Annotated in this window: 25 protein-coding genes, 1 tRNA gene and 1 pseudogene; 11 read left to right on the top strand and 16 right to left on the bottom strand. The window is 71.1% G+C overall.

Annotation, left to right across the window (positions count from 1 at the left end):
• Positions 1-12: 12 nt before the first annotated feature.
• From ACFPCV_RS37190 to cmk, 7 genes and pseudogenes are all read right to left on the bottom strand, one after another.
• Positions 13-273, bottom strand: coding sequence for a DUF6283 family protein (locus ACFPCV_RS37190; RefSeq protein WP_378062076.1), 261 nt, complete (start codon positions 271-273; stop codon positions 13-15).
• Positions 176-382, bottom strand: a pseudogene (locus ACFPCV_RS37185) (DUF6283 family protein); the annotation flags it as partial. The pseudogene ACFPCV_RS37185 and the gene ACFPCV_RS37190, both read right to left, overlap by 98 nt.
• Positions 383-397: 15 nt before the next feature.
• The gene (locus ACFPCV_RS37180) at positions 398-550 is read right to left on the bottom strand and encodes a hypothetical protein (protein WP_378062074.1); all 153 of its coding nucleotides are present in this window, start codon (positions 548-550) and stop codon (positions 398-400) included.
• A 472-nt stretch (positions 551-1,022) separates the two neighbouring features.
• A tRNA-Pro gene (locus ACFPCV_RS37175) sits at positions 1,023-1,099 on the bottom strand.
• Positions 1,100-1,151: 52 nt separating this feature from the next.
• The gene (gene der / locus ACFPCV_RS37170) at positions 1,152-2,564 is read right to left on the bottom strand and encodes a ribosome biogenesis GTPase Der (RefSeq protein WP_378062073.1); all 1,413 of its coding nucleotides are present in this window, start codon (positions 2,562-2,564) and stop codon (positions 1,152-1,154) included.
• Positions 2,557-3,192: a lysophospholipid acyltransferase family protein gene (locus ACFPCV_RS37165; RefSeq protein ID WP_378062072.1), complete on the bottom strand. Its 636-nt coding sequence runs from the start codon at positions 3,190-3,192 to the stop codon at positions 2,557-2,559. Before ACFPCV_RS37165 ends, der begins: the two co-directional genes overlap by 8 nt.
• Positions 3,189-3,947 (bottom strand): (d)CMP kinase, encoded by a 759-nt coding sequence (gene cmk / locus ACFPCV_RS37160; RefSeq protein ID WP_378062071.1) that lies wholly within the window; start codon positions 3,945-3,947, stop codon positions 3,189-3,191. Before cmk ends, ACFPCV_RS37165 begins: the two co-directional genes overlap by 4 nt.
• A 433-nt stretch (positions 3,948-4,380) precedes the next feature.
• Here cmk and ACFPCV_RS37155 point away from each other — a divergent pair, with 433 nt between their 5' ends.
• Positions 4,381-4,923: a snapalysin family zinc-dependent metalloprotease gene (locus tag ACFPCV_RS37155; RefSeq protein ID WP_378062070.1), complete on the top strand. Its 543-nt coding sequence runs from the start codon at positions 4,381-4,383 to the stop codon at positions 4,921-4,923.
• On the opposite strand, the gene ACFPCV_RS37150 is transcribed toward ACFPCV_RS37155, so the two are convergent.
• Genes ACFPCV_RS37150 through ACFPCV_RS37140 form a run of 3 tightly spaced genes read right to left on the bottom strand, consistent with a single transcriptional unit; the run spans position 4,920 to position 7,701 of the window.
• Positions 4,920-6,101, bottom strand: a complete 1,182-nt coding sequence (locus ACFPCV_RS37150) for a kynureninase/PvdN C-terminal domain-containing protein (RefSeq protein WP_378062069.1) — start codon at positions 6,099-6,101, stop codon at positions 4,920-4,922. The two genes, ACFPCV_RS37155 and ACFPCV_RS37150, sit on opposite strands and share 4 nt — an antisense overlap.
• Positions 6,098-6,904 (bottom strand): tryptophan 2,3-dioxygenase, encoded by an 807-nt coding sequence (locus tag ACFPCV_RS37145; protein ID WP_378062068.1) that lies wholly within the window; start codon positions 6,902-6,904, stop codon positions 6,098-6,100. Before ACFPCV_RS37145 ends, ACFPCV_RS37150 begins: the two co-directional genes overlap by 4 nt.
• On the bottom strand, positions 6,901-7,701 hold the full coding sequence (locus tag ACFPCV_RS37140; protein WP_378062066.1) for a PaaX family transcriptional regulator: 801 nt from the start codon (positions 7,699-7,701) through the stop codon (positions 6,901-6,903). The genes ACFPCV_RS37145 and ACFPCV_RS37140 overlap by 4 nt, the downstream gene beginning before the upstream one ends.
• A 51-nt stretch (positions 7,702-7,752) precedes the next feature.
• On the opposite strand from ACFPCV_RS37140, the gene ACFPCV_RS37135 reads away from it, so the two are divergent.
• From ACFPCV_RS37135 to ACFPCV_RS37100, 8 genes are read left to right on the top strand one after another with little or no spacing between them, the layout of a single operon-like run.
• Positions 7,753-8,580 (top strand): LLM class flavin-dependent oxidoreductase, encoded by an 828-nt coding sequence (locus tag ACFPCV_RS37135; protein ID WP_378062065.1) that lies wholly within the window; start codon positions 7,753-7,755, stop codon positions 8,578-8,580.
• Positions 8,580-10,640 (top strand): FAD-dependent monooxygenase, encoded by a 2,061-nt coding sequence (locus ACFPCV_RS37130; RefSeq protein ID WP_378062063.1) that lies wholly within the window; start codon positions 8,580-8,582, stop codon positions 10,638-10,640. Before ACFPCV_RS37135 ends, ACFPCV_RS37130 begins: the two co-directional genes overlap by 1 nt.
• A complete protein-coding gene (locus tag ACFPCV_RS37125) occupies positions 10,637-11,371 on the top strand; it encodes a creatininase family protein (RefSeq protein ID WP_378062062.1) in 735 nt (244 codons plus the stop codon). Before ACFPCV_RS37130 ends, ACFPCV_RS37125 begins: the two co-directional genes overlap by 4 nt.
• Positions 11,368-12,885 (top strand): benzoate-CoA ligase family protein, encoded by a 1,518-nt coding sequence (locus ACFPCV_RS37120; protein ID WP_378062061.1) that lies wholly within the window; start codon positions 11,368-11,370, stop codon positions 12,883-12,885. Before ACFPCV_RS37125 ends, ACFPCV_RS37120 begins: the two co-directional genes overlap by 4 nt.
• A complete protein-coding gene (locus ACFPCV_RS37115) occupies positions 12,882-13,571 on the top strand; it encodes an SDR family NAD(P)-dependent oxidoreductase (protein WP_378062060.1) in 690 nt (229 codons plus the stop codon). Before ACFPCV_RS37120 ends, ACFPCV_RS37115 begins: the two co-directional genes overlap by 4 nt.
• On the top strand, positions 13,568-14,395 hold the full coding sequence (locus tag ACFPCV_RS37110) for an enoyl-CoA hydratase family protein (RefSeq protein ID WP_378062059.1): 828 nt from the start codon (positions 13,568-13,570) through the stop codon (positions 14,393-14,395). Before ACFPCV_RS37115 ends, ACFPCV_RS37110 begins: the two co-directional genes overlap by 4 nt.
• Positions 14,392-14,793, top strand: a complete 402-nt coding sequence (locus ACFPCV_RS37105; protein ID WP_378062058.1) for a RidA family protein — start codon at positions 14,392-14,394, stop codon at positions 14,791-14,793. Before ACFPCV_RS37110 ends, ACFPCV_RS37105 begins: the two co-directional genes overlap by 4 nt.
• A 32-nt stretch (positions 14,794-14,825) precedes the next feature.
• The gene (locus ACFPCV_RS37100; protein ID WP_378062288.1) at positions 14,826-15,884 is read left to right on the top strand and encodes an acyl-CoA dehydrogenase family protein; all 1,059 of its coding nucleotides are present in this window, start codon (positions 14,826-14,828) and stop codon (positions 15,882-15,884) included.
• 156 nt (positions 15,885-16,040) lie between these two features.
• Here ACFPCV_RS37100 and ACFPCV_RS37095 read toward each other — a convergent pair whose 3' ends face one another.
• Entirely contained in the window at positions 16,041-17,399 is a 1,359-nt protein-coding gene (locus tag ACFPCV_RS37095; RefSeq protein ID WP_378062057.1) for a TrpB-like pyridoxal phosphate-dependent enzyme, read from the bottom strand.
• A gap of 96 nt (positions 17,400-17,495) precedes the next feature.
• Here ACFPCV_RS37095 and ACFPCV_RS37090 point away from each other — a divergent pair, with 96 nt between their 5' ends.
• Together ACFPCV_RS37090 and ACFPCV_RS37085 are read left to right on the top strand one after the other, a co-directional pair.
• Positions 17,496-17,969 carry a cation:proton antiporter regulatory subunit gene (locus ACFPCV_RS37090; RefSeq protein ID WP_378062056.1) on the top strand — a complete coding sequence of 158 codons (474 nt, stop codon included), beginning with the start codon at positions 17,496-17,498 and terminating at the stop codon, positions 17,967-17,969.
• A 6-nt stretch (positions 17,970-17,975) separates the two neighbouring features.
• Positions 17,976-19,154 carry a cation:proton antiporter gene (locus tag ACFPCV_RS37085; RefSeq protein WP_378062054.1) on the top strand — a complete coding sequence of 393 codons (1,179 nt, stop codon included), beginning with the start codon at positions 17,976-17,978 and terminating at the stop codon, positions 19,152-19,154.
• Positions 19,155-19,329: 175 nt separating this feature from the next.
• Here ACFPCV_RS37085 and ACFPCV_RS37080 read toward each other — a convergent pair whose 3' ends face one another.
• From ACFPCV_RS37080 to ACFPCV_RS37060, 5 genes are read right to left on the bottom strand one after another with little or no spacing between them, the layout of a single operon-like run.
• The gene (locus ACFPCV_RS37080; protein WP_378062052.1) at positions 19,330-20,466 is read right to left on the bottom strand and encodes a DUF1015 family protein; all 1,137 of its coding nucleotides are present in this window, start codon (positions 20,464-20,466) and stop codon (positions 19,330-19,332) included.
• Positions 20,463-21,200: a pseudouridine synthase gene (locus ACFPCV_RS37075; protein WP_378062050.1), complete on the bottom strand. Its 738-nt coding sequence runs from the start codon at positions 21,198-21,200 to the stop codon at positions 20,463-20,465. The genes ACFPCV_RS37080 and ACFPCV_RS37075 overlap by 4 nt, the downstream gene beginning before the upstream one ends.
• Complete coding sequence (gene scpB / locus ACFPCV_RS37070; protein ID WP_378062048.1) at positions 21,190-22,026, bottom strand: SMC-Scp complex subunit ScpB; 837 nt, start codon at positions 22,024-22,026, stop codon at positions 21,190-21,192. Before scpB ends, ACFPCV_RS37075 begins: the two co-directional genes overlap by 11 nt.
• The gene (locus ACFPCV_RS37065) at positions 22,023-22,841 is read right to left on the bottom strand and encodes a segregation and condensation protein A (RefSeq protein WP_378062047.1); all 819 of its coding nucleotides are present in this window, start codon (positions 22,839-22,841) and stop codon (positions 22,023-22,025) included. The genes scpB and ACFPCV_RS37065 overlap by 4 nt, the downstream gene beginning before the upstream one ends.
• A complete protein-coding gene (locus ACFPCV_RS37060; protein ID WP_378062287.1) occupies positions 22,831-23,115 on the bottom strand; it encodes a hypothetical protein in 285 nt (94 codons plus the stop codon). Before ACFPCV_RS37060 ends, ACFPCV_RS37065 begins: the two co-directional genes overlap by 11 nt.
• Between the last annotated feature and the right edge of the window lie 32 nt (positions 23,116-23,147).

Below are 23,147 nucleotides of genomic sequence, written 5' to 3'. Positions count from 1 at the left end.
GAACGCCGGACATCAGGCTCGTCGCGTTCTACGCCCAAGGTCTCCCACTCTTTTGGCGGTGGCGCCGATTCCGCTGTGTCGGCAGCGTTGGAGGGCGGGGGCGTTGGGGGTCACGCCGTTGGCGATGGCCATGTCCCGGTAGCTGTCATAGCGCGGGCGATCGCTGGACACGTCCTCACCACCGGGCTCGTGCAACCGGACCGACAGGTTGTGCGCGGCGCCGCGCAGCAGGAACCCCCGTACACGTCCGTGGCTCGCCGCACCGGCTGGCATGGCAACCGAAGGTGTGCGTGGCCAGGTCGTACGCGGTACGCGCCGAGTGCCGGAAGACCTCCGGCGGGAACGCGCCAACCGGAGAACCGACCAGCCACGGGCACCGCGTACTCGGCTCCTTCTGCTAGTCACCCGCAGGCGACCTGACCGTGACGACACCCCAGCCGTCCGCGCCCTCGTGAACAGCCACAATCTCGGCCTCCGGCGCGACCGCCGCCCGCGCACCGCGCACATCGGAAGCACCGCTCCCCGCCGACGCCCCGGAGCTGTTGCTCATCGCGTGGACTCCCGCCACTGAACCGGCAGCCAGGCTAGAGCGCTGCCCGGCACCAGCTCAGCCATGGTGCGGTCAATGCCCCTGTCCGGAACCAGTGGAACCGAGCCGCCCCAGCCCTGTGGCCTGCGGCACCGCGGAGCAGTTGGCACGCAGCAGTTGGTCCGTATCTTGGCGTTCACCTGCGGTGACCTGGGTATCTCACTTTCGCGACCAAGCCCCAGCCTCTGCCCCTGTGGTCGCTCAATCCTGGAGATGGGTTCAAGCCGCTCCGCTCACCCCAACCGACAGCACGACAGATCACCCCGCCGCGGCCTGAACGCAAGCAGCACCGCTCGTACGGCAACGGCAGATCAGTGGCCCTACGCGGAACCTCATGTGTACAAAATGTGGATGTGAGCAAGTTTGATCTTGTCCGTCAGCCCGTCCAGAGGGCACGAAAAAAGCCGCCTACCTGCGTAGACGGCCTCTTCCCTGGTCGGGCTGACAGGATTTGAACCTGCGACCCCTTGACCCCCAGTCAAGTGCGCTACCAAACTGCGCCACAGCCCGGCCGCATCTCCTCTTCGAGGAGGTGCGCGATCAGCCTAGCGTATGCCTTCCGTCAGTTCTTACGGGGGCGCTTTTCGCGTACGCGGACCGACAGGCGGATCGGGGTGCCGGTGAAACCGAACTGTTCGCGGAACCGGCGTTCGATGAACCTGCGGTAGCCGGCCTCCAGGAAGCCGGTCGTGAACAGCACGAGTGTCGGGGGTCTGGTCTGTGCCTGGGTGGCGAACAGGACCTTCGGCTGCTTGCCGCTGCGGACGGGGGGCGGGGTGGCGGCGATGAGGTCCGACAGCCAGGAGTTGAGCTGGCCCGTCGATACTCGCTGGTCCCAGGACGTCAGTGCGGTCCGGAGGGCGGGGGCCAGTTTGCGGACGGAACGGCCGGTGAGTGCCGATACGTTGATGCGTTCCGCCCACGGGACTCGGACCAGGCCGCGGTCCAGTTCGCGGACCAGCTGGTGGCGGCGGTCCTCGTCGACCAGGTCCCACTTGTTGAACGCCAGTACGCAGGCGCGGCCCGCGTCCACGACCATGGTCAGTACTCGTAGGTCTTGTTCCGAGATCGGTTCCGAGGCGTCGAGCAGGACGATGGCGACCTCGGCGGACTCGATGGCAGCCCTGGTGCGCAGCGACGCGTAGTACTCCATGCCGCTCGCCGTCTTGACCCGTTTGCGCAGGCCCGCGGTGTCCACGAACTGCCAGACCTCGCCGTCCAGCTCCACCAGCGAGTCGACCGGGTCGACGGTTGTGCCCGCGACCGCGTCGACTACCGCTCGTTCCTCCCCCACCAGGCGGTTCAGGAGGCTCGACTTGCCCACGTTCGGTTTGCCGACCAGCGCCACCCGGCGCGGACCCCGAACGGTGCCGAACGACTCGCGGGGCGTGCTCGGGAGGGCGTGCAGCACGGCGTCCAGCAGGTCGCCCGAGTTGCGGCCGTGCAGGGCGCTCACCGGGAACGGTTCACCGAGGCCCAGGGACCACAGGGACGCCACGTCGGCCAGCAGGCGGTCGTCGTCGACCTTGTTCGCGGCCAGCAGTACCGGCTTGGCGGAGCGGCGGAGTACGCGTGCCGCCGCTTCGTCGGTTGTCGTCGCGCCCACCGACGCGTCCACCACCAGCAGCACCGCGTCCGCTGTGCGCATCGCCAGCTCGGCCTGCGCGGTGACCGATGCCTGCAGGCCGTCCGCCTTCGGGTCCCAGCCGCCGGTGTCGACCACGGTGAAGCGGCGGCCGTTCCACAGGGCGTCGTAGGCCACCCGGTCACGGGTCACGCCTGGTTTGTCCTGTACGACCGCCTCTCGGCGGCCCAGAATGCGGTTGACCAGGGTCGACTTGCCCACGTTCGGCCTGCCGACCACGGCCAGCACGGGCTGTGGGGGCTCACCGTCGGTGTCGTCGGGGTGGCCGAACTCCTCGTCGACCGCGGTCCAGTCGGACTCCTCGGCCCAGGTGCCATCCAGCTCAGTCATTGCGTTGCTCATCCAGTTCACGCACCAGGTCCGCCAGGTGCTTGCGAATATCCTCCGTCGCGGCGACGAGGCCCGTGCGTCCACGCTGGACGGGCAGCCGGAACGGCTCCCCGACCAGAACGTCCAGCTTAGGCCGGAACCTCCGCCGCGCGCCGGGCGGCCGGTACGTGCCGCGCGTGGCGACCGGCAGGACGACCGCGTCGGTCATGCGCACGAGCCAGGCCGCGCCCTGTTCCGCGTGCGCGACGTCACCGGTTCCCCTTGTGCCCTCGGGGAAAACGCCGACCAGGCCGCCGGAACGCAGCACCGCGACCGCCGCCATCAGCGGCTCGCGGTCCGCGATCCCCCGCCGCACCATGATCTGCCCGATCCACCGGAACGCCCGGCCGGCGATCCCCCGCGACAGCTCGGCCTTCACGAGGAACACCGCGCGCCTGCCCACCAGCCCGAACAGCACCTGCGGCTCGACGAACGAGCTGTGGTTGGCCACCAGCACGACCGGTCCGGTCGAGGGCACCCGCGACCGGTGGTGGATGCGGATCCGGAACAGCGGCCGGTGCGACCACGTGGCCAGCCATCGCGCGAGGTCGTGCACCCACGGGACCGCGCCGGTGGGAAGCGTGCTCACCAGCCCGCGGCCACCCCACGCAGATCGCGCTCGGCCACCAGCGCCAGGATCTCGTCCAGCACGCCCTGCAGGTCCAGCTCGGTGGTGTCGAGCCACACCGCGTCGTCGGCGGGCTGCATCGGCGAGGTGGTCCTGCCGGAGTCGAGGCGGTCGCGGCGGTCGACGTCCTTGCGGGTGTCGTCGATCGACACTTCGCGGCCGGAGGCGTTGTCCTGCAACGACCTCCGCAGTGCGCGGGCGTCGGCGGAGGCGGTCAGGAACACCTTCAGCGCGGCGTCCGGCGCCACGGCCGTGCCGATGTCCCGGCCCTCCACGACGATCCCGCCCCGCGTCTCGCACACCTCGGCGATGATCCGCATCTGGCGAGCGACGAGCAGCGCCCGCACCCCGGCGACGGCGGACACGGCGGACACGGCGAGCGTCACGGCCTGGCCGCGGATCTCGGCGCCGACGTTCTCGCCGCCCAGCAGCGTCTCCTGGTGGTTCGGGTCGGTGCTGACCTTGAGGTCGACGTTCTCGGCGATGCTGAGCACCGCCTCGTCGTCATCGGTGGCGACACCCGACCGCAGCACGGCCAGCGTCACGGCGCGGTACATCGCGCCCGTGTCCAAGTACCCCGCCCCCAGCGCGTCGGCGAGCCGACGGGCCACCGTCGACTTCCCGGTCCCCGACGGGCCGTCCAGCGCGATCACACCACGCAGCTCGCCCAGTTGCACCGCGCCTGCCTCCTCGAGGTCACTTCGTTCCGTGTTCATTCTGCCAGGTGGCAACTGTTCACGACCATCAGCCGGTCCGAGCGCCGACCTGCGCGCCCAGCGTCCGGGATCGGCAGACCGAAGGAGGTGGGAACATCTTCCGGCGAACCGTCCTCGGAGTGGCGGCGCCACCGGCGTCGGCCGAGGCCAGGACCGCCAGGCCACGCCGGGCCCGTTCTTCCCAGGTGAGAGCGGTACCGCCTGGTGCGGCAGGCAGGCCGTGACCGACGGGTAGGACCCGGTCCGGATCGCGTCGCATGAGTTCGGCCACATCCCGGGTCTGCCCGCGGGTGGCCGGATCGTCGCGTCACACAAGGGAATCGTGGTCGTTGACCGGTAACTGGTGACCACTGACAGCGGGGCAAACGAGCGTTAACCTTCAGTCACCCTGCAATAACCGGAGGTAACCGTGTTCCGACGAGCACTTATAGGGTTGCTTGCCACCGTTTCCACGACCGCGGCGCTGGTCGCCGGCACCGCCCCGCAGGCGGCAGCCAGTGGCAATGACGACGTCAACGCCGCGGTCGTCACCATCACCTACAGCGACGCCCGCGCCGGCGAGTTCGTGAACGCCGTCGCACAGGGAGTCGCGATCTGGAACGCCAGTGTCACGAACGTGCGCATCGTGAAGGCCGCGGCCGGACAGCGCGCTGACGTGCAGGTCATCGCCGACAACGGCTGGCCGCGCGCCACACTGGGCCCGGTGCGCCCAGGCGGCAGCGGTACCGTGTGGATGGGCCGCCAGGCCGTGAACCAGGGCTACAGCGTGGTCCGCATCGCCTCCCACGAGTTCGGCCACATCCTCGGGCTGCCGGACCGCAAGCCGGGCCCGTGCTCCAGCCTCATGTCGGGTAGCTCCGCGGGTGTCTCGTGCACGAACCCGAACCCGAACTCGACGGAACGCAGTCGTGTGCAGAGCCTGTACGCGGGCCGCGTCGCACCGCACGCCGACGCCGGCAAGGTGATGGTCGGCTAACGCAGCACCTCGCCGAGCGTGGCCATCGCGGCTTCGAGCTGCGAGTCCGACAGGTAGGGCGCCGGTCCGAACCGGAGCTTGTCGCCCCTGCTGTCGGTCAGCACACCACGCTCGGCGAGCTTGCGCTGCAGCTCTCCCGCGTTCGGTGCGGTGAGCGCGAGGAACCCGCCGAACGCCTCGCGTGGCGCCGACCGGTCGCGGGTGATCACGTCAGGGGAAGCGTCCAGGTCGTCGAACAGCGTGGCGAGCAACCCGTTCTGGTGCAGGGAAACCGCACGGAGGAACGCCGGTGTGAGCCCCTGTGCCGCGAAGAAGTCGAGCACCGCGGCGGCCCGGTAGTGGCTCGTCGGATCGTAGGTGGACCCGGCGAAGCGGTCGCCGCCGGACGCGTAACCCACCAGCCCGGCCGCCTTCGACGCGAGGTCCTCGAACTCGGCGAACCAGCCCGTGACGACCGGCCGCAGCCGGGCGGCGTGCGCGGGCAGGCGCAGGAAGCAGTTGCCCTCACCGAGTTGCAGGTACTTGTAGCCGCCGCCGGCGATCCACGCGTCTGCCAGCCCACGCACCGAAAAGGGCACGACGCCGAGCGCGTGGTAGGCGTCGACGAGCAGCTCGGCGCCCTGGTACCGGCAGGCCGCGACGACATCGCCGAGGTGGGGCACGATCCGGGCGGTCTCGAACAACACGGCCGACACGAGCACGGCAGCGGTGCGGTCGTCCACCTCGGCCGCGAGCCGCTCCGCAAGCGTTTCCGCCGGGGCGGCGGCGACCTTCACGACCTCGACGCCCTCCTCGGCGAGGCGGGCGAGCTGGCGGCGCAGTGTGTGGAACTCGCCGTCGGTCGTGACGAGCCGGGGCCGGGCCCGCAGGTCCAGGCTGGACAGGAAGCGGATCACCAGCTCGTGTGTGTTGGCGCCGAGCGCGATGTCGCCGCCGGGGTCGGCGAGCAGGTCCCGGTAGGCCTGCCGCAGCCGCTCGGCCTTCGCGAACGCGAGGTCCCACTTGGCGTCGACGGCGGTGGACGCGTCGGTGAACGCCTCGATCTGGCCGTGCAGCGCGACATCCGGCCACGCCTGGTGCGAGTGCCCGGTCAGCAGCAGGCGGCCGGCGACGTCGAACCGTCCGTAGTGGACCGACAGCGCGTTCGGCGTGGCCCGCAGGGCGTCCAGTGTGGTCACAGCTGGCTCCGCACGGCCCAGAGGTCGGGGAACACGGCGTTGAACAGCGTGGTGCGCAGGTAGGCCGCACCCGCCGACCCGCCGGTGCCGGACTTGCCGCCGATGGTCCGTTCGACCATCTTCACGTGCCGGTACCGCCATTCCTGCATGCCCTCGTCGAGGTCGACGAGCAGGTCGGCCACTGTGGACGGACCGGCGTCGTCGGCGTACACCCGCACGAGCACCCTCTGCACGTCCTCCGACTCGGTCCACTGTGTCCCGACGTCGCGGCTGAGGTCGGTGGCGGGGATGTCGTAGCCCGCGTCCGCGAGGTAGCGCAGGAACGAGTCGAACACCGCGGGCCTGGTCATCGCGGCGGTGATGCGGGCGTAGGCGTCGGAGTCCTTGCCGTACGGCGCGAGCATCCGCTTGTCGCGCCGCCCGAGCACCGCCTCCAGCTCGCGGAACTGCCCGGACTGGAAGCCGCTGGACTCGTCGAGCCGCTCGCGGAAGCTGGTGAACTGGCGCGGGGTCATGGTTTCCAGCACGTCGATCTGCGCGACGACGACCTTGAGGATCGTGAGCGCGCGGCGCAGTGTGCGCGTCGAGTGCGGTGTGTCGCCCTTCTCCAGGCAGCGCTGCAGTTGCGCCAGCTCGTGCAGGAGCTGTTTGAACCACAGCTCGTAGACCTGGTGGATGACGATGAACAGCATCTCGTCGTGCTCGTCGGACCGGGGCCGCTGTGCGCCGAGGATCTCGTCGAGCGCCAGGTACGACGTGTAGGTCAGTGCGGCGGACTGTCCACCAGGGACGGAATCGGTCATGGCGCGGTCACCTCGTCGAAGTGGCGCTGGGCCGCGGGGGCCAGCGCCGGGTACAGGTCGTGGAACAGGCGCAGGGCTGCTGTCCGGCAGTCTGGCGCGGGGACCAGGTCCTCCGGCAGCTCCGGGTCGAGGAAGGGGAACTCGCGGAACGTGTGCACCAGCCTGGTGCGCAACAACAGGGCCGCGCGGTCGTCGGCGACCTCGTGGCTCCGGAAGTGCTCGACGAAGTCACGATACCGCGCGGAAAGCTCGTCGAGGTCCCACACGCGCGTCACGAACGTGCCGAAGTCGATGGCGGTCGCCGGCCTGCCGAGCATGACCCCGGCGTACTCGGCGACGTCCAGTTCCGCGAGCAGTGCGGCCAGTTCCTTCTCGCGGTCGTGCGGGGCGAGCCACGTGCCGTCCTGCACCGACCCGAAGCCGAGGAACCGCAGCCTGCTCACGAGCCGGGTGCGGGCGAGCCTGCGGTCCTCGGGGATCGAGTGCCACAGGACGGTCCAGGTCGTCTCGGTGCGCGGGCGCTCGCCGAGGGTGAAGATCCGCTGGTCACCCTCCGCGAGGACGGTCACCGCCCTCGGGGTCAGCGCGTAGTGCACGTGCCTGCCGTTCTTGATGGGCGCCAGCAGGTCGCGGGCGACGAGCCTGCTCAGCGCGACCCGCGCGGCACCCTCGGTGAACCCGAACTCGCCGAGCAGCCGCACCAGGCCGCCGGACCAGACGGTGCCGTGCTCACGCGGTACGTGGTGCGCGCCGAGCAGCGTCAGCACCAGGTCCTGCGGAGCAGGCGAGAACGTCATGCCAGCGAGCATAGTTGACGCCTCACCGGGGTCAACCGTAATGTGTCGTGGGTGAAGGTCGGCGTCGGGCTTCCGAACACCATTCCGGGCATCTCGGGCGAGCTGCTCGTCGAGTGGGCGCGCCGGGCCGACTCGGGCCCGTTCAGCACCCTCGGCGTGCTCGACCGCCTCGTCTACGACAGCATCGAGCCGTTCGCCGCGCTGTCCGCGGCCGCGGCGGTCACGTCCCGCGTCGGGCTGGCCACCAACATCGCGATCGGCCCGCTGCGCTCCCCCGCCCTGCTCGCCAAGCACGCGCTGTCCGTGGACGCGCTGTCCGACGGGCGGTTCACGCTCGGCCTCGGTGTCGGCGCGCGGCGCGACGACTACGCCGCGGCTGGCGTCGACCACAGGACCCGCGGCGCCACGCTGTCCGAGCAGCTCGCGTTCCTGCGCGGGCGGCTCGACGAGTCGGGCATCGGCCCGCGCAGGCGGCCGGTCGACCTGCTGGTCGGCGGGTCGAGCGGCGCCGCGCTGGCGCGGATGGCCCGGTACGCCGACGGCTACGCGCACGGCGGCGGCCCGCCCCGTGCGTTCGGGTCGGCGGCCAACCGGGCACGTGCGGCGTGGCGGGACCTCGAACGGCCTGGTGAGCCGCGGTTGTGGGGTCAGGGGTACTTCGCGTTCGGCGACCCGGACGGGGGAAGCGCCTACCTCCGCGACTACTACGCGTTCACCGGGCCGTTCGCGGACAAGATCGCGGCCGGGAACCTGACCTCGGCACGGGCCGTGCGGGACTTCGTGCGCGGCTACGAGGCCGAGGGCTGCGACGAGCTGATCCTGTACCCGACCGTCGCGTCGCTCGACGACCTCGACCGGCTGGCCGAGGCGGTGTCCTGATGCGGGTCTCGATCGTCGGAGCCGGGCCCTCAGGGCTGTACCTGGCGATCCTGCTGCGCAAGGCGGGGCACGAGGTGTCCGTCGTGGAACGCAACGCACCGGACGCGACGTTCGGCTGGGGCGTGGTGTTCTCCGAGGAGACACTCGGCGCGCTGCGGGACGCGGACTACGCCACCTACCTGGAGATCACCGACTCGTTCGCGCGGTGGACGTCGATCGACATCCGGTACCGGGGCGCGGTGCTGCGGTCCTCGGGGCACACGTTCTCGGCGATCAGGCGAACACACCTGCTGGCGATCCTGCAGGAACGGTGCCGGGAACTGGGCGTGTCGCTGTCGTTCGGCACCGAGGTGGCCGCCGCGGAAGCGGCGGACCTGGTCGTCGCCGCCGACGGGGCGAACAGCACGCTGCGGCGGAGCGCCGACTTCGGCACGTCGTCGACGCCGCAGGGCTGCAAGTACGTGTGGTTCGGCACCGACCTCGTGCTGGACGCGTTCACGTTCGTCTTCTCCGACACCGAGCACGGGCTGTTCCAGGTGCACGCCTACCCGTTCGACGAGCACACGAGCACGTGGGTCGTCGAGACCACCGAGGCGACGTGGCGGCGCGCCGGGCTGGACCGCATGTCCGAGGAAGACAGCTTGGCGTTCTGCCAGGAGCTGTTCGCCGAGGAGCTCGGTACACACCGACTGATGTCCAACAGGTCGGTGTGGCTGGACTTCCCGCTGGTGCGCAACCAGACCTGGCACCGGGGCAACCTCGTGCTGATCGGCGACGCGGCGCACACCGCGCACTTCTCGATCGGCTCGGGCACGAAGCTCGCGATGGAGGACGCGATCGCGCTGGCAAACGCTTTCGTGCGCCATCCATCCGATGTGGAACAGGCACTCGTCGACTACGAGCTGGAACGGCAGCCGGTGGTCGAGCGGTTCCAGCAGGCGGCCGGGGACAGCGCCGCGTACTTCGGCCGGGTCCGCAGCCACCTCGGGCTGGCGCCGATCCAGTTCGCGGCGAACCTGCTGACCCGCAGCGGGCGGATCAGCCACGCCAACCTGACGCAGCGGGATTCCCGGTTCACCATGGTGCTCGACGCGTGGTTCGCCGCAAACGCTTCCGGTGTCCCGCTCGTGCCCGGCGCGGTGGCGCCACCACCGATGTTCGCGCCGCTGCGCGTGGGCGGTGTGACGCTCGGGAACCGGGTGGTGCGGTCCACTCCGGACCTCCCTGCGGCGGCACGGGCCGGTGCGGGGCTCGCGCTTACCGGGTTCGTCGCGGTCTCCCAGGAAGGGCGGACGACCCCGGCGTGCCCCGTGCTGGACGACTCGTGGGCGCCGGTGGTCGAGGAGGTCCACGACGCCGGCGCGCTCGCCGGGGTGCGGCTGGGACACGCGGGCCGCCGCGGCGCGACACGTGCCTCGGGCGGTGTGGACGTGCCGCTGCGGGACGGGTGGCCGTTGGTGTCGGCCTCGCCGCTGCCGTACACGCCGTTCAGCGCGGTGCCCGCCGAGCTCGACGAGAACGGCATGGCCCGGGTGCTGGCCGACTTCGTGGCCGCGGCGGAGCGGGCCCGCGACAGCGGGTTCGACGTGCTGGAACTCGACCTTGCCGACGGTTACCTCCTGGCGAGCTTCCTCTCGCCGCTGACGAACCGGCGGTCCGACGGGTACGGATCGGAGCCGTTGCGGTTCCCGCTGTCGGTCGTGGCCGCGGTGCGTGCCGTGTGGCCCGGCCTGCTGGTGGCACGGCTGACGATCACCGACTGGGCACCGCGCGGGACGACCGTCGACCAGGGCGTCGAGCACGCGCGGGCGGTCGCGGCCCACGGCGTGGACCTGGTGCACGTGCGTGCCGGGCACACGACCGCGACCTCCCGGCCGGAGTACCGGCGCGGCTACCTCACCACGCTGTCCGACCGGGTCCGCAACGAGGCCGGGGTGCCGACGCTGGTCGGCGGGTACCTGACCACGCCGGACGAGGTGAACACCGTCGTCGCCGCCGGGCGCGCGGACCTGTGCCTGTTCGAGCCGCGGCCGACGACTATCGAGGAGGTCGCGTCGTGACCGCGTTCGCCGACCTCACGTCCACGCAGGTCGCGGAGCTCCTCGCCGGTGCGAGGAAGCCGGTGTTGCTGCTGCCCGTCGGCGCGGTCGAACCACACGGTCCGCACGCGCCGCTCGGCACCGACGAGATCATCTCCTCAGGCATGTGCGCGCGGGCCGCCGCCCGGCTGGCGGACGACCCGGACGTGCACGTGCTGGTACTGCCGACGCTGAACTACGGCGTGACCCGCTTCGGCGCGGCGTTCCCCGGCGCGGTCTCCGTCCGCGAGGACACCCTGCACGCGCTGCTCGTCGACGTGTGCGGATCGCTGGTCTCACAGGGGTTCGCGAGGATCGTGGTGGTGAACAACCACTTCGAGCCCGCGCACGTCGCGACGCTGCGGAAGGCCACCGCCGAGGCCGGGGTCGCCTACCTCGACCTCGTGCGCAGGCACAACGCCGCCCGGCTGACCGACGAGTTCCGGTCCGGCGCCTGCCACGCGGGCCGGTACGAGACCTCGCTCGTGCTCGCCGACCGGCCCGGCCTGGTCGACACGGCGACGGCGGCGACCCTGCCCGCCCTGCCGGTGAACATGGCGACCGCCATGGCACAGGGGAAGGCGGACTTCGTCGCGATGGGCATGGACCGGGCCTACTGCGGCGATCCCACGCAGGCGTCCGTAGCGGAAGGACAGTCCACCTTCGACACACTGACCGACCTGCTGGTCGAGACCATCCGGGAGGTGGCATGACCCTGTTCAACGTCGCCGACCACTTCGTCGACCGCAACCTGTCGCTGGGCCGGGGCGACCGGGTCGCGCTGTACACACCGGAGGGCGCCACCACGTACGCCGGGCTCGCGGCACTGGTGAACCGGGTCGGCAACGTGCTCGCCGAACTGGGCGCGCGGCGCGGCGAGCGGGTGCTGCTCGCGCTGTCGGACGGGGTCGAGTTCGTCGCCACCTGGTACGCCGCGCAGAAGATCGGCGCGGTCACGGCCGAGGTGTACACGTTCCTCCAGCCCAAGGACTACCGCTACTACCTCGACTACACCGGCGCGTCGGTGGTGGTCGCGGACCCGGTCACCCTCGGCCTGCTGCGCGAGGCGGGCGTCGGTGACCGGCAGGTGCTGGTGGTCGGGGGCGAGGACCTCCGACCGGGCGAGCACGACTTCGCGACCCTCGTCGCGCAGGCACCCGACACGCTCGCGACCGCGCCGACCACCCGCGACGACATCGCGATCTGGAAGTTCACCACCGGCAGCACCGGCGCGCCGAAGGCCTGTGTGCACACGGCCGCCAGCCCGATCGTCAGCCACGAGAGCTACGCGCTCGGTGTGCTGGACATCGCCGAGGACGACATCGTGCTGCCGGTGCCGAAGCTGTTCTTCGGCTACGCGAGGGACCTGACCGCGCTGTACCCGTTCGGTGTCGGCGGCGCCGGGATCGCGTTCCCCGAACGCACGACGGCCGAGCGGATCTTCGAGTTGATTGCCCGGTTCCGGCCGACGATCCTCGTGAACGTGCCGACGATGATGAGCGCGATGGTCGCCCACCCCGCCGCGGCCGACCAGGACCTGACGTCGGTCAGGTTGTGCACGTCGGCAGGTGAGGCGCTGCCCGCGGAGCTGCACCGCAAGTGGGACGAGGCGTTCGGCGTCGAGGTGGTCGACGGGATCGGGTCGTCGGAGGCGTACCACATCTACATCTCCAACCGACCGGGCGCGGCGCGGCAGGGCACGTGCGGGCAGGTGGTGCCCGGCTACTCGGCGCAGGTGGTCGACGACGCGGGTGCTCCGGTGCCGGACGGCGAGGTCGGCGTGCTCGAGGTGACCGGCGGCACCGTCGCGCTGGAGTACTTCGGAGACCCGGAGAAGTCGGCGGCCACCTACCGCGGCGACACCGTCCACACGGGAGACCTGTTCAGCCGCGACGCGGACGGGTTCTTCGCCTACCACGGCCGCGCCGACGACCTGCTGAAGTCCGGCGGCATCTGGGTGGCGCCGAGCGAGATCGAGCACTGCCTCATCGGGCACCCGGACGTGCTCGAGTGCGGGGTCGTCGGGTTCGAAGTGGACGGGCTGACCAAGCCAAGGGCGTACGTCGTGCCGCGGCCGGGTGCCGAGGTGACCGGTGACGCGCTGCGGGCGTACGTGCGGGAGCGGCTCGCCGGGCACAAGTGCCCGCAGGAGGTCGTGTTCGTGGAGTCGTTGCCCCGCACCACGAACGGCAAGCTGGACCGGCGCGCGTTGCGGGGCCTCTCGTGAGGCTCGTCGTGGTCACCGGTGGCACGCGGGGCATCGGCGCGGCGGTGGCCAAACGTTTCACCGACCTCGGCGACCGGGTCGTGGTACTGGGTCGTGCCGACTGCGACGTCACCGACGAGGCCGCGGTGGCCGAGCTGTTCGGGTCGCTCGGCGAGGTGGACGTGCTGGTCAACAACGCCGGGGTGTCGGCGAGCGCGCCGCTCACGAAGACCACAATGGACTCATGGCGGTCCCAGCTGGACGTGAACGCCACCGGCGCGTTCCTGTGCACGCGGGCGGCGCTGCCGGGCATGCGGGCGCGGAACTCCGGCCGGATCGTGACGGTCGCGTCGACGGCCGGGCTCGCCGGGCAGAAGTACACGGCGGCGTACTCCGCGTCGAAGCACGCGGCGGTCGGCCTGATGCGCGCGGTGGCCGCGGAGGTCACCGGCACCGGCGTGACGTCGAACGCGGTGTGCCCGACGTTCGTGCGCACGGACATGACGGCGACGACCGTGCAGCGGATCGCGGCGACCACTGGCCGGTCCGAAGAGGACAGTGCGAGGATCGTGGCGGACATGTCGCCGCTGGGCAGGTTGCTGGAGCCGGAGGAGGTCGCCTTCGCGGTGACGTTCCTCGCCGCGCCGGAGGCAGCCGCGGTCAACGGTCAGACGATCGTCCTTGATGGAGGAGGTCTCCAGACATGAGTCCTTTCCGGGCCTCACCCGGGTTCACGCAGGAGTGGCAGCACTTCGACCTGTCGGTGGCCGACGGCGTCGCGACCGTCACGCTGAACCGGCCGGACAAGCTGAACGCGCTGACGTTCGACGTGTACGCGGACCTGCGTGACCTGCTCGCCGAGTTGCCGCACCGCGGTGACGCGCGGGTGGTCGTGCTCACCGGTCAGGGCCGCGGCTTCTGCTCCGGCGGCGACGTCGAGGAGATCATCGGCGAGCTGCAGAAGATGGAAGCCGCGCAACTGCTGGAGTTCACGCGCATGACCGGCGCGGTCGTGAAGGCGCTGCGCGAGTGCCCGCTGCCGGTGATCGCGGCCGTCAACGGGATCGCGGCGGGCGCCGGGTCGGTGATCGCGCTGGCGAGCGACTTCCGGCTGCTGGCGGAGTCCGCGTCGTTCGCGTTCCTGTTCACCAAGGTGGGCCTGGCCGGCGCGGACATGGGTTCCGCGTACCTGCTCCCCCGCCTGGTCGGTCTCGGCCGCGCGACGGAACTGCTGATCCTGGGCGACAAGGTCGACGCGGCGCACGCGGACCGCATCGGCCTCGCGACGAAGGTGGTGCCGGACACCGCACTCACCGAGGAGGCGAGCACGCTGGCGCGGCGGCTGGCGGACGGGCCTGCGCTGGCGTACTCGACGACCAAGGTGCTGCTCACGCGCGAGCTGGACATGGACCTCGGCAGCAGCATCGAGCTGGAGGCCATGACGCAGGCGCTGCTGATGAAAAGCGACGACCACGCTGAGTTCTACGCGGCGTGGTCGGCCGGTCGGCGTCCACAGTGGACCGGCCGATGAGCGCGCACGAGATCGTCACCGCGCCTGGGCTCGCCGAGCCGGTCGGGTTCGCGCACGCCGTGATCGCCGCCCCCGGACGCACCGTGTACCTGGGCGGCCAGACCGCGCAGGGCGCCGACGGCGCGATCGTTGGCTCGACGATGGCCGCGCAGTTCGACCAGGCCGCGGGGAACGTGGTCGCGGCGCTGTCTGCGGCGGGCGGCGCTCCCGGCCACCTGGTGTCGCTGGTCATCTACACGACGGCGGTGGCCGAGTACCGCGCGGCGCTCAAGGAGCTGGGCCCGTTGTGGCGCAAACACTTCGGCCGCCACTACCCCGCCGTTGCCCTGCTCGGCGTCGCGGAACTGTTCGACGAGGCCGCCAAGATCGAACTGGTCGGCACCGCGGTGATCCCGTGACCTACACCCACCTCTCGCAGGCGCACCGGGAACTGCGCGACCACACGTCGAAGGTGGCGGCCGGGTTGCCCGGCGGCGAACCGGGCCGGATCAACCGGCCGCTGCTGGCGGCACTGGCGGAACACGGCCTGCTGGGCAGGCTGTTCCCGCGCACGTCGGCGATGGACCTGTGCGTCATCCGGGAGGCGCTGGCCCGCCACGACACGGAGGCGGAGACCGCGTTCGCCCTGCAGGGCCTCGGCGCCTACCCGATCCTGCTGGCCGGCCGGGAGTCCGTCGTGGACACGTGGCTGCCGCGGATCACGGCCGGGACGGCGGCGGTGGGTTTCGCGCTGACCGAACCGGAAGCGGGCTCTGACGCGGCGTCGCTGACGCTGTCCGCCACCCGCGACGGCGACGGCTACCGGCTGACCGGCGAGAAGGTGTTCATCTCGAACGCGCCGGACGCGGACGTGTACTCGGTCTTCGCGCGGACGAGCGACAACGGCGCCAGGGGTATCACCGCGTTCGTCGTCCCCGGCGACGCACCGGGGCTGACCGGCACCCGGCAACGCCTGGTGTCACCGCACCCGATCGGCCGCCTGACCTTCGCGGACGTGCGGGTGCCCGCCGAGTCGGTGCTGGGCGAGGTGGACGGTGGCTGGCGCGTGGCGATGCGCACCCTGGACATGTTCCGCCCGAGCGTCGGCGCGTTCGCGCTCGGCATGGGCCAGGCCGCGCTCGACGCGGCGGTGGCGCACACGTCGCAACGCCGGGCGTTCGGCAAACCACTGCGTGACTTCCAGGCGGTGTCCCACCAACTCGCCGACGTGGCGACGAGGTTGCAGGCCGCGCGGCTGCTCGTCCACGACGCCGCTGCCGCCTACGACTCCGGTGCCGAACGCACCGGCCACCTCTCGGCGATGGCGAAGCTGTTCGCGACGGAGTCCGCCCAGCAGGCGGTGGACGTGGCGATCCAGGTGCACGGCGCCCGCGCGCTGGAGGAAGGGCACCTGCTGGAGCACCTGTACCGGGACGTCCGTGCACCGCGCATCTACGAAGGCGCGAGCGAGATCCAGCGGGAGATCATCGCCCGCCAGCTGTATCGGTGACGAAACCGGCGGGTCCCGGTCTTCGTCTCGTCGAACGGTTCGTACCGGTGCCGGAACCACTGTCCCGTCACCGGCCGGGAAGGCTCGTGGTCCCGGTGCGGTGACGTCGTGACCGGCCCGGGCTGAGCCGCCAACGGCTCGGCCCGGGCCGGGCGACTACCGGACCGGGATCGTCTCGAGGGCGACCGCCAGCTCCCCGTCGGTCAGTTCACGGTCCACCATCTCGCCCGCGAGGTAGCTCGCGTACGCGGGCAGGTCGAGGTGCGCATGCCCGCACAGCGCGGTCAGGATCACCTTCTCCTCACCCGTTTCCTTGCACCGCAACGCTTCCCGCACGCACTCGGCCAGCGCGTGCGTCGGCTCGGGCGCCGGGATGATGCCCTCCGACCGCGCGAACCGCACACCGGCTGCGAAGCACTCGTTCTGGCCGATCGCGACCGCGTCGACCAGGCCCAGCTCCACGATGTGCGACAGCAGCGGCGACATGCCGTGGTACCGCAGCCCGCCGGCGTGGATCGGGTCCGGGATGAAGTCGTGGCCGAGCGTGTGCATCTTCAGCAGCGGCGTCAGCCCCGCGGTGTCACCGAAGTCGTAGGTGTACTTGCCGCGTGTGAGGGACGGGCACGCCTCGGGTTCGACGGCCCTGATCTCCGGCGAGATCCTGCCCGCCAGCTTCTCCCGCAGGAACGGGAACACCAGCCCACCGAAGTTCGAGCCGCCGCCGGTGCAGCCGACGATCACGTCCGGCGTGTCACCGGCCATCTCGAACTGCCTGATCGCCTCCTCGCCGATGACCGTCTGGTGCAGCAGCACGTGGTTGAGCACGCTGCCCAGCGCGTACCTGGCGTCCGGGTTGCCCGCCGCCTTCTCCACGGCCTCGCTGATCGCGATGCCGAGGCTGCCCGTCGAGTCGGGGTGGGCGGCGAGGATCGCCTTGCCCGCCTCGGTGAGGTCCGACGGGCTCGGGTGCACGGTCGCGCCGAACGTCTCCATCATCAGCTTGCGGTAGGGCTTCTGGTCATACGACGCGCGGACCTGCCACACCTCGCACTCGAGCCCGAACTGCGCGCAGGCGAACGAGATCGCGCTGCCCCACTGCCCGGCGCCGGTCTCGGTGGTCAGCAGCCTGACCCCCTCCTGCGCGTTGTAGTACGCCTGCGGCACCGCCGTGTTGGGCTTGTGCGAGCCGACCGGGCTGACACCCTCGTACTTGTAGTAGATGCGGGCCGGGGTGCCGAGCGCCTTCTCCAGCCGGTGCGCCCGGAACAGCGGCGACGGGCGCCACAACCGGTACACCTCCTGCACCCCGTCAGGAATCGGGATGTAACGCTCCGTGCTCACTTCCTGTTCGATGAGCGCCATCGGGAACAGTGGCGCGAGGTCCTCGGGACCGATCGGCTCACCGGTGCCGGGGTGCAGCGGCGGCGGTGGCGGTGCCGGCAGGTCGGGCACGATGTTGTACCAGGCCGTCGGCATGTCGGACTCGTCGAGGATGAACTTGGTGCGACCGGCCATGCGGTGCCTCCCGGACGTTGGTGATCGAGACCGACACCAACCTAGGTCCAAGAGGCGGGGGAAGAAAGCAGCAACGAATCACGTTAACCTGTCGTGGTGAACGTCGAGGTGACTCCGCTGCCAGGGATCGGTACCCGCCAGGACTTCGTGTCGCGTGGCGGGCGGAGGATCGGTGTCATCACCTACCGGGACGGCCGGTCCGAGCTGATCGTGTCCGCTGTGGACGATCCGGACAGCTGCACGGCGTCGATACCGCTCACCTCCGAGGAGGCCGGCGCACTCGCGAGCCTGCTCGGCTCACCGCAGCTGGTCGCCCAACTGCAGGACGAACTGGACGGCGTGCACACCAAACAGCTCCCCCTCGTGCCCGGATCTCCTTACGATGGCCGCACACTCGGTGACACAGCGTTGCGCACGCGCACCGCTGTGTCGGTCGTCGCCGTGGTCCGGGCCGGCCAGGTGCACCCGTCGCCGCGCCCCGACTTCATGCTCGGCGGCGGCGACGCGCTGATCACCGTCGGCACCAAGGAGGGACTCGCCAAGGCGGCGAGCGTCCTCGGCCGCGGGTAGCGGCCCGTGCATTCCACCGCAATCTCGCTGATCGAACTCGGCGCGATCTTCTTCGGCCTGGGCATGCTCGGCAGGCTCGCATGGAAGATCGGCATCTCCCCCATCCCGTTCTACCTGCTCGGCGGCCTGGCGTTCGGCAGCGGCGGGCTGATCCCGCTGGAGGGCATCGACGAGTTCACGACGATCGCGAGCGAGATCGGCGTGATCCTCCTGCTGCTCCTGCTGGGGCTGGAGTACTCGGCGGCGGAGCTGGTCACCGGCCTGAAACGGTCGTGGCTGGCCGGCCTCATCGACATCGTGCTGAACGCGGCGCCGGGGGTGGCGGTGGCGCTGCTGCTGGGCTGGGGCCCGGTCGGCGCGCTCGCGATGGCGGGCGTCACGTACATCTCGTCGTCGGGCATCGTCGCGAAGGTCCTCGGTGACCTGGGCAGGCTCGGCAACCGCGAGACACCGGTGATCCTGTCGATCCTCGTGTTCGAGGACCTGGCGATGGCGGTCTACCTGCCGATCCTGACCGCGGTCCTGGCCGGTGCGACACTGCTCGGTGGGCTGACGGCCATCGGGATCTCACTGCTCGTGGTGACGGTGGTGCTCGTGCTGGCGCTGCGGTTCGGCCGGTACGTGTCCGCGCTCGTGGACAGTCCCGACCCCGAGGTGTTCCTGCTGCGGGTGCTGGGCGCGGCGCTGCTGGTGGCAGGCCTGGCGTCGCAGCTGCAGGTGTCGGCCGCGGTGGGCGCGTTCCTGCTGGGCATCGCGATCTCGGGGTCGACCGCGGAGAACGCGACCCGCATGCTCGAACCGCTGCGCGACCTGTTCGCGGCGATGTTCTTCGTGGTGTTCGGCCTGAACACGGTGCCCTCGACGATCCCGCCGGTGCTCGGCGTGGCGCTGGGCCTTGCCGCGGTCACGACGCTGACGAAGCTGCTGACCGGTTGGTGGGCGGCGAAACTGCAGGGAATCGCACGGATGGGCCGTGCTCGCGCGGGTGCGGCGCTGGTGGCACGGGGTGAGTTCTCGATCGTGATCGCGGGCCTCGCGGTGACGGCGGGCGCCGTGAACGAGCAACTGGCCGCCCTGGCGACCGCGTACGTCCTGATCATGGCGGTCCTCGGCCCTCTCGCGGCCCGCTTCGTCGAACCGGTCGCCCGCCTGGCGATCACCCGGCAACGCCCGGCCACTGCCTGAGTTTGTCCGGACCCGCTTCGCGGGGCAGGCACGTAGCCGCCCCGGTGTGCGCCGTGAAGGCGCCCGCATGCCCTGAAAGACGCTTTCGGGACGTTGAGCGTCCCGAAAGCGTCTTTCAGGGCATCAGCACCGAGTTTGCCGGAGTCCTGGGGTTGCCGGCACGTCGCCGAGGCGGTCAGCTTTTCTGGGCGGTCAGGTCCGCCAGCAGCAGGCCGCTTCTCGGCTTCGGGGTGAAGTACGTGCTCTTGCGCGGCATCCGGCGCCCCGCCGCGTGTTCGGCCAGCACCGTGGTCAGCGGGACCGGCGCCAGCTCCACGATCGCGTCCGCGTTCGGCGGTGGTGTGCGACCCGCGGGCAGCGGGTGCACGTGCTCACTCTCCGGGTTCAGGTGCAGCGCCTTCGCCAGGAGCGTGTCCTCCACGACCGCGTGGTCCAGTCCGGGCGGCAGGTCCACCACCAGCGTCGCGTCGCGGCAGCGGACCACCACGGTGCCCGGGTCCGCCGGGGACCTGGCCTGTGGGACGTCGTGGACGTTCAGGCCCGCTCGGCGCCACGCCGCCGCCAGGTCGGCCGCCGTCAGGCCGGTGTTCGTCAGCGCGCGGTGGAACGCGCCGATCCGCAGTGCCGGGCCCGCCGTGACCAGTGCCAGCAGCCCGCCGGTGCGGGCCGCGGCGACACGGTGGTTACCGTCGGCGACCATGAGTGGGTGCGCTTCCACGACGTCCAGCAGTGACGTGTCCCCGGTCAGCCACAGTCGGTGCCGCCGCCCCTGCGAGTCCACGGTGGACACCGCGGGTGGCTGGTTCGCCGTGTGGGCGCGCACCTCCGCGGTCAGCTGGTCCCGGTCGCTGACCGGCACCAGCATCGCGGCGCTGGTCGCGTACCCCAGGCCCGTGAGCACCCGCGCGCGTTCCTCGACGATCTCCGGGTAGACCTCTTCGCTGTGGCGGACCTTGCCCGCGTCGACCGCCGTCGGGTCGACCATGCACAGGACGCCGCACGCGGTGCCGTCGGGGCCGTCGACCTCGTACGGCGCGACCACGTCGGACACTTCGCGGTACGCGGTGCGCAGCAGCAACGCCAACGTGTTCCTGGCCGCGGGCAACGATTCCAGCAGACCGCGTCCCGCCGCGACCGCCGTCGGTGTCCGGTGTGGATGCTGGACGGCGAGCAGTGCCCTGGCCGCGGCACCGGGCCCGGCGAGGGCGGCGGCAACCCGTTCCGGTTCCGCGAACTCGTCGACGTCCGGGCCGGGCACCTCGTCGCGGACCACCCAGCCGCGCGTGACCGGCCGCACCCACCTCGACGTCACAGGTCGACGACGGCGAAGAGTGAGCCGACCTCCTGGCGGGTCAGTGCGCGAAGGGAACCCGACCGCTGGTTGCCAAGGTGGACGTCACCGATCTGGGTGCGGACCAGCTTGCGCACCGGCAGGTCGACCGCCGCCAGCAGCCTGCGGACGATGTGGTTGCGCCCCTCGTGCAGCACGACCTCGACCATGGCGCGGCCACCGCTGGTGTCGACGACCCGGAACGCGTCGACCTGGACTGGGCCGTCCTCCAGCTCGATGCCGTCGCGGAGCTGGCGGCCGATGGTGCGCGGCACCGGCCCCGGCACCTCGGCGAGGTAGGTCTTGTCGACGGTGAACGACGGGTGCATCAGCCGGTGCGCGAGGTCGCCGTCGTTGGTGATCAGCAGCAGCCCCTCGGTCTCGGCGTCGAGGCGGCCGACGTGGAAGAGCCGCTCGTCGCGGCCGCGGAGGAAGTCACCGACGCAGGGCCTGCCGCGGTCGTCGGACATGGTGGTGTGCACGCCGCGCGGCTTGTTGAAGGCCAGGTAGACGAGCCCTTCGCGGACCACGACCCGCACGTCGTCGACGTGGATGACGGCGTTGTCGGGGTCGACGCGGCGCCCGAACTCGGTGACCACGTCACCGTCGACCTTGACCCGGCCCTGCGCGATGAGATCCTCGGCGGCGCGGCGGGAAGCGACCCCGGCACGGGAGAGCACTTTCTGCAGGCGCACGCCGTCCTGGTCAGAGTTCATCGATGGAGTCGACCTCCGGAAGCAGCGGCGCGATCGGCGGCAGGTCCTCCAGAGAGGACAGGCCGAGGCGCTCGAGGAACAGTTCGGTGGTGCGGTAGAGGAAACCGCCGGTCTCCTGATCGGTCCCGGTCTCCTCGACCAGCCCGCGAGCGAGCAAGGTGCGGATGACACCGTCGCAGTTGACGCCACGAACGGCGGCAACCCGCGCACGGGTCACCGGCTGACGGTAGGCGATGACGGCCAGCGTCTCCAGCGCGGCCCTGGTCAGCTTGGCGCGCTGACCGTCGAGGAGCAGCTTCTCGACGTAGGGGGCATAACGGTCACGCGTGTAGAACCGCCAGCCACCACCCGCCCGGCGCAGGTCGATCCCACGGTCCTGGTCGGCGTACCCGTTCGAGAGGAGACGAAGGTGCTCGGCCACCCGAAGAGGTGTGGTGTCGAGCGCGGTGGCGAGCGCCTCCTCGTCGACTGGCGAGTCCACGACGAGCAGGAGCGCCTCGAGTGCCGAGTCGAGTTCGTCGTCGCCGAGCGGGGCGGGACCCTCCTCGATCTCGTCCGCCTCGGGTGCATCAGCGGTCGGCCCGGCCACTGCACCACTGAGTGGCTCCGTGGCTGGTCCAGGCACATCCGACGACTGGTCCAGTGGCTCGGCCACTTCGGCGGCGGCGCCCTCGCCGACGGGGTCAGCCGCTTGTTCCGCGGCGTCCGGAAGTGGTTCGGCCGCCGGCGGCGAGGGAGTCCCGTCCTCGGGGGCCGGTGGTGGCTCGGGGAGCGGTTCCGCGTCCTGTGGGGGCGGGGTCGTGTGCTGTGGGTGCTGGTCGCTCACCCGTACTCCTCCTCATCGCCTGCTGGCGACGTCGTCGCCGCGACCTCGGCTTCCTGCGCCGTGCCGCCGGTCCACTCGACGGTCAGCTCCGCCAGCGCCTCCTCCTGGTGGAACAGGATCACGTTCTCCTTGTACAGGTCGAGCAGCCCGAGGAACCGCGCCACCACTTCGATGCTGTGCTCGCAGTCGGCCACCAGGTCACCGAAGGTGGCCCGGCCCGCCGTCGCCAGTTTCAACCTCAGCGCCGCCACGTGCTCGCGGACCGACACCTTGCCCATGTGCAGGTGGTCGATGGACACCGTCGGCGGCGGTTTCGGGCGGAAGACGGCCGCGGCCAGTTCGGTGAAGCGGGCCGGGGTCACGCCGAGCAGCACCTCGGGCAGCAGCGACTGGAAGCGGTCCTCCAGCGCCACCGACCTCGGGTAACGCCGCAGCGCACCGGCCTCCAGCTCGGCGAACAGGGCCGCCACCTGCTTGTACGCGCGGTACTGCAGCAACCTCGCGAACAGCAGGTCCCGCGCCTCCAGCAGCGCGAGGTCGTCCTCGTCGTCGACGTCACCGGACGGGAGCAGCCGCGCCGCCTTCAGGTCGAGCAACGTCGCCGCGACCACCAGGAACTCGGTGGTCTCGTCGAGGTTCCAGTCGTCGCCGGCCAGGCGGAGGTGTGCGATGAAGTCGTCGGTCACCCGGTGCAGCGCCACCTCGGTGACGTCCAGTTCGTGCTGCGAGATCAGCTGCAGCAGCAGGTCGAAGGGACCCTCGAAGTTCGAAAGGCGGACCGTGAACCGCGACGAGGGGGCAGGGTCAGTCGTCATTGCGCAGGCGGCGCACGAGCACCGACTCCTCGCCACGGTCCTCGAAGTCGGCGAGCAGCACCGCGATCGCCTCGCGGACGACCCGGCCGCGGTCCACCGCCAGTCCGTGCGCGGCGCGCAGCGCGAGTCGCACGTGCTCGAGTGCGAGCAGTTCCTCGTCCGACACGTAGACGGTGATCTTCGACGTGTGCTTCTGGCGCGGCGAACCCCGCCTGGCCGCCGGGGGCACGGAGTGCAGTGGCACCCGGGTCGGCTCGAACGTCAGCGGGAGCACGCCCTCGGCGTGTCCTGTCGGTCTGAACAGCT

The organism is Actinophytocola glycyrrhizae (genome assembly GCF_042653545.1).
In the GTDB taxonomy this organism is placed as follows: Bacteria; Actinomycetota; Actinomycetes; order Mycobacteriales; family Pseudonocardiaceae; genus Actinophytocola; species Actinophytocola glycyrrhizae.
This window is presented reverse-complemented; position numbering and strand designations above follow the sequence as displayed.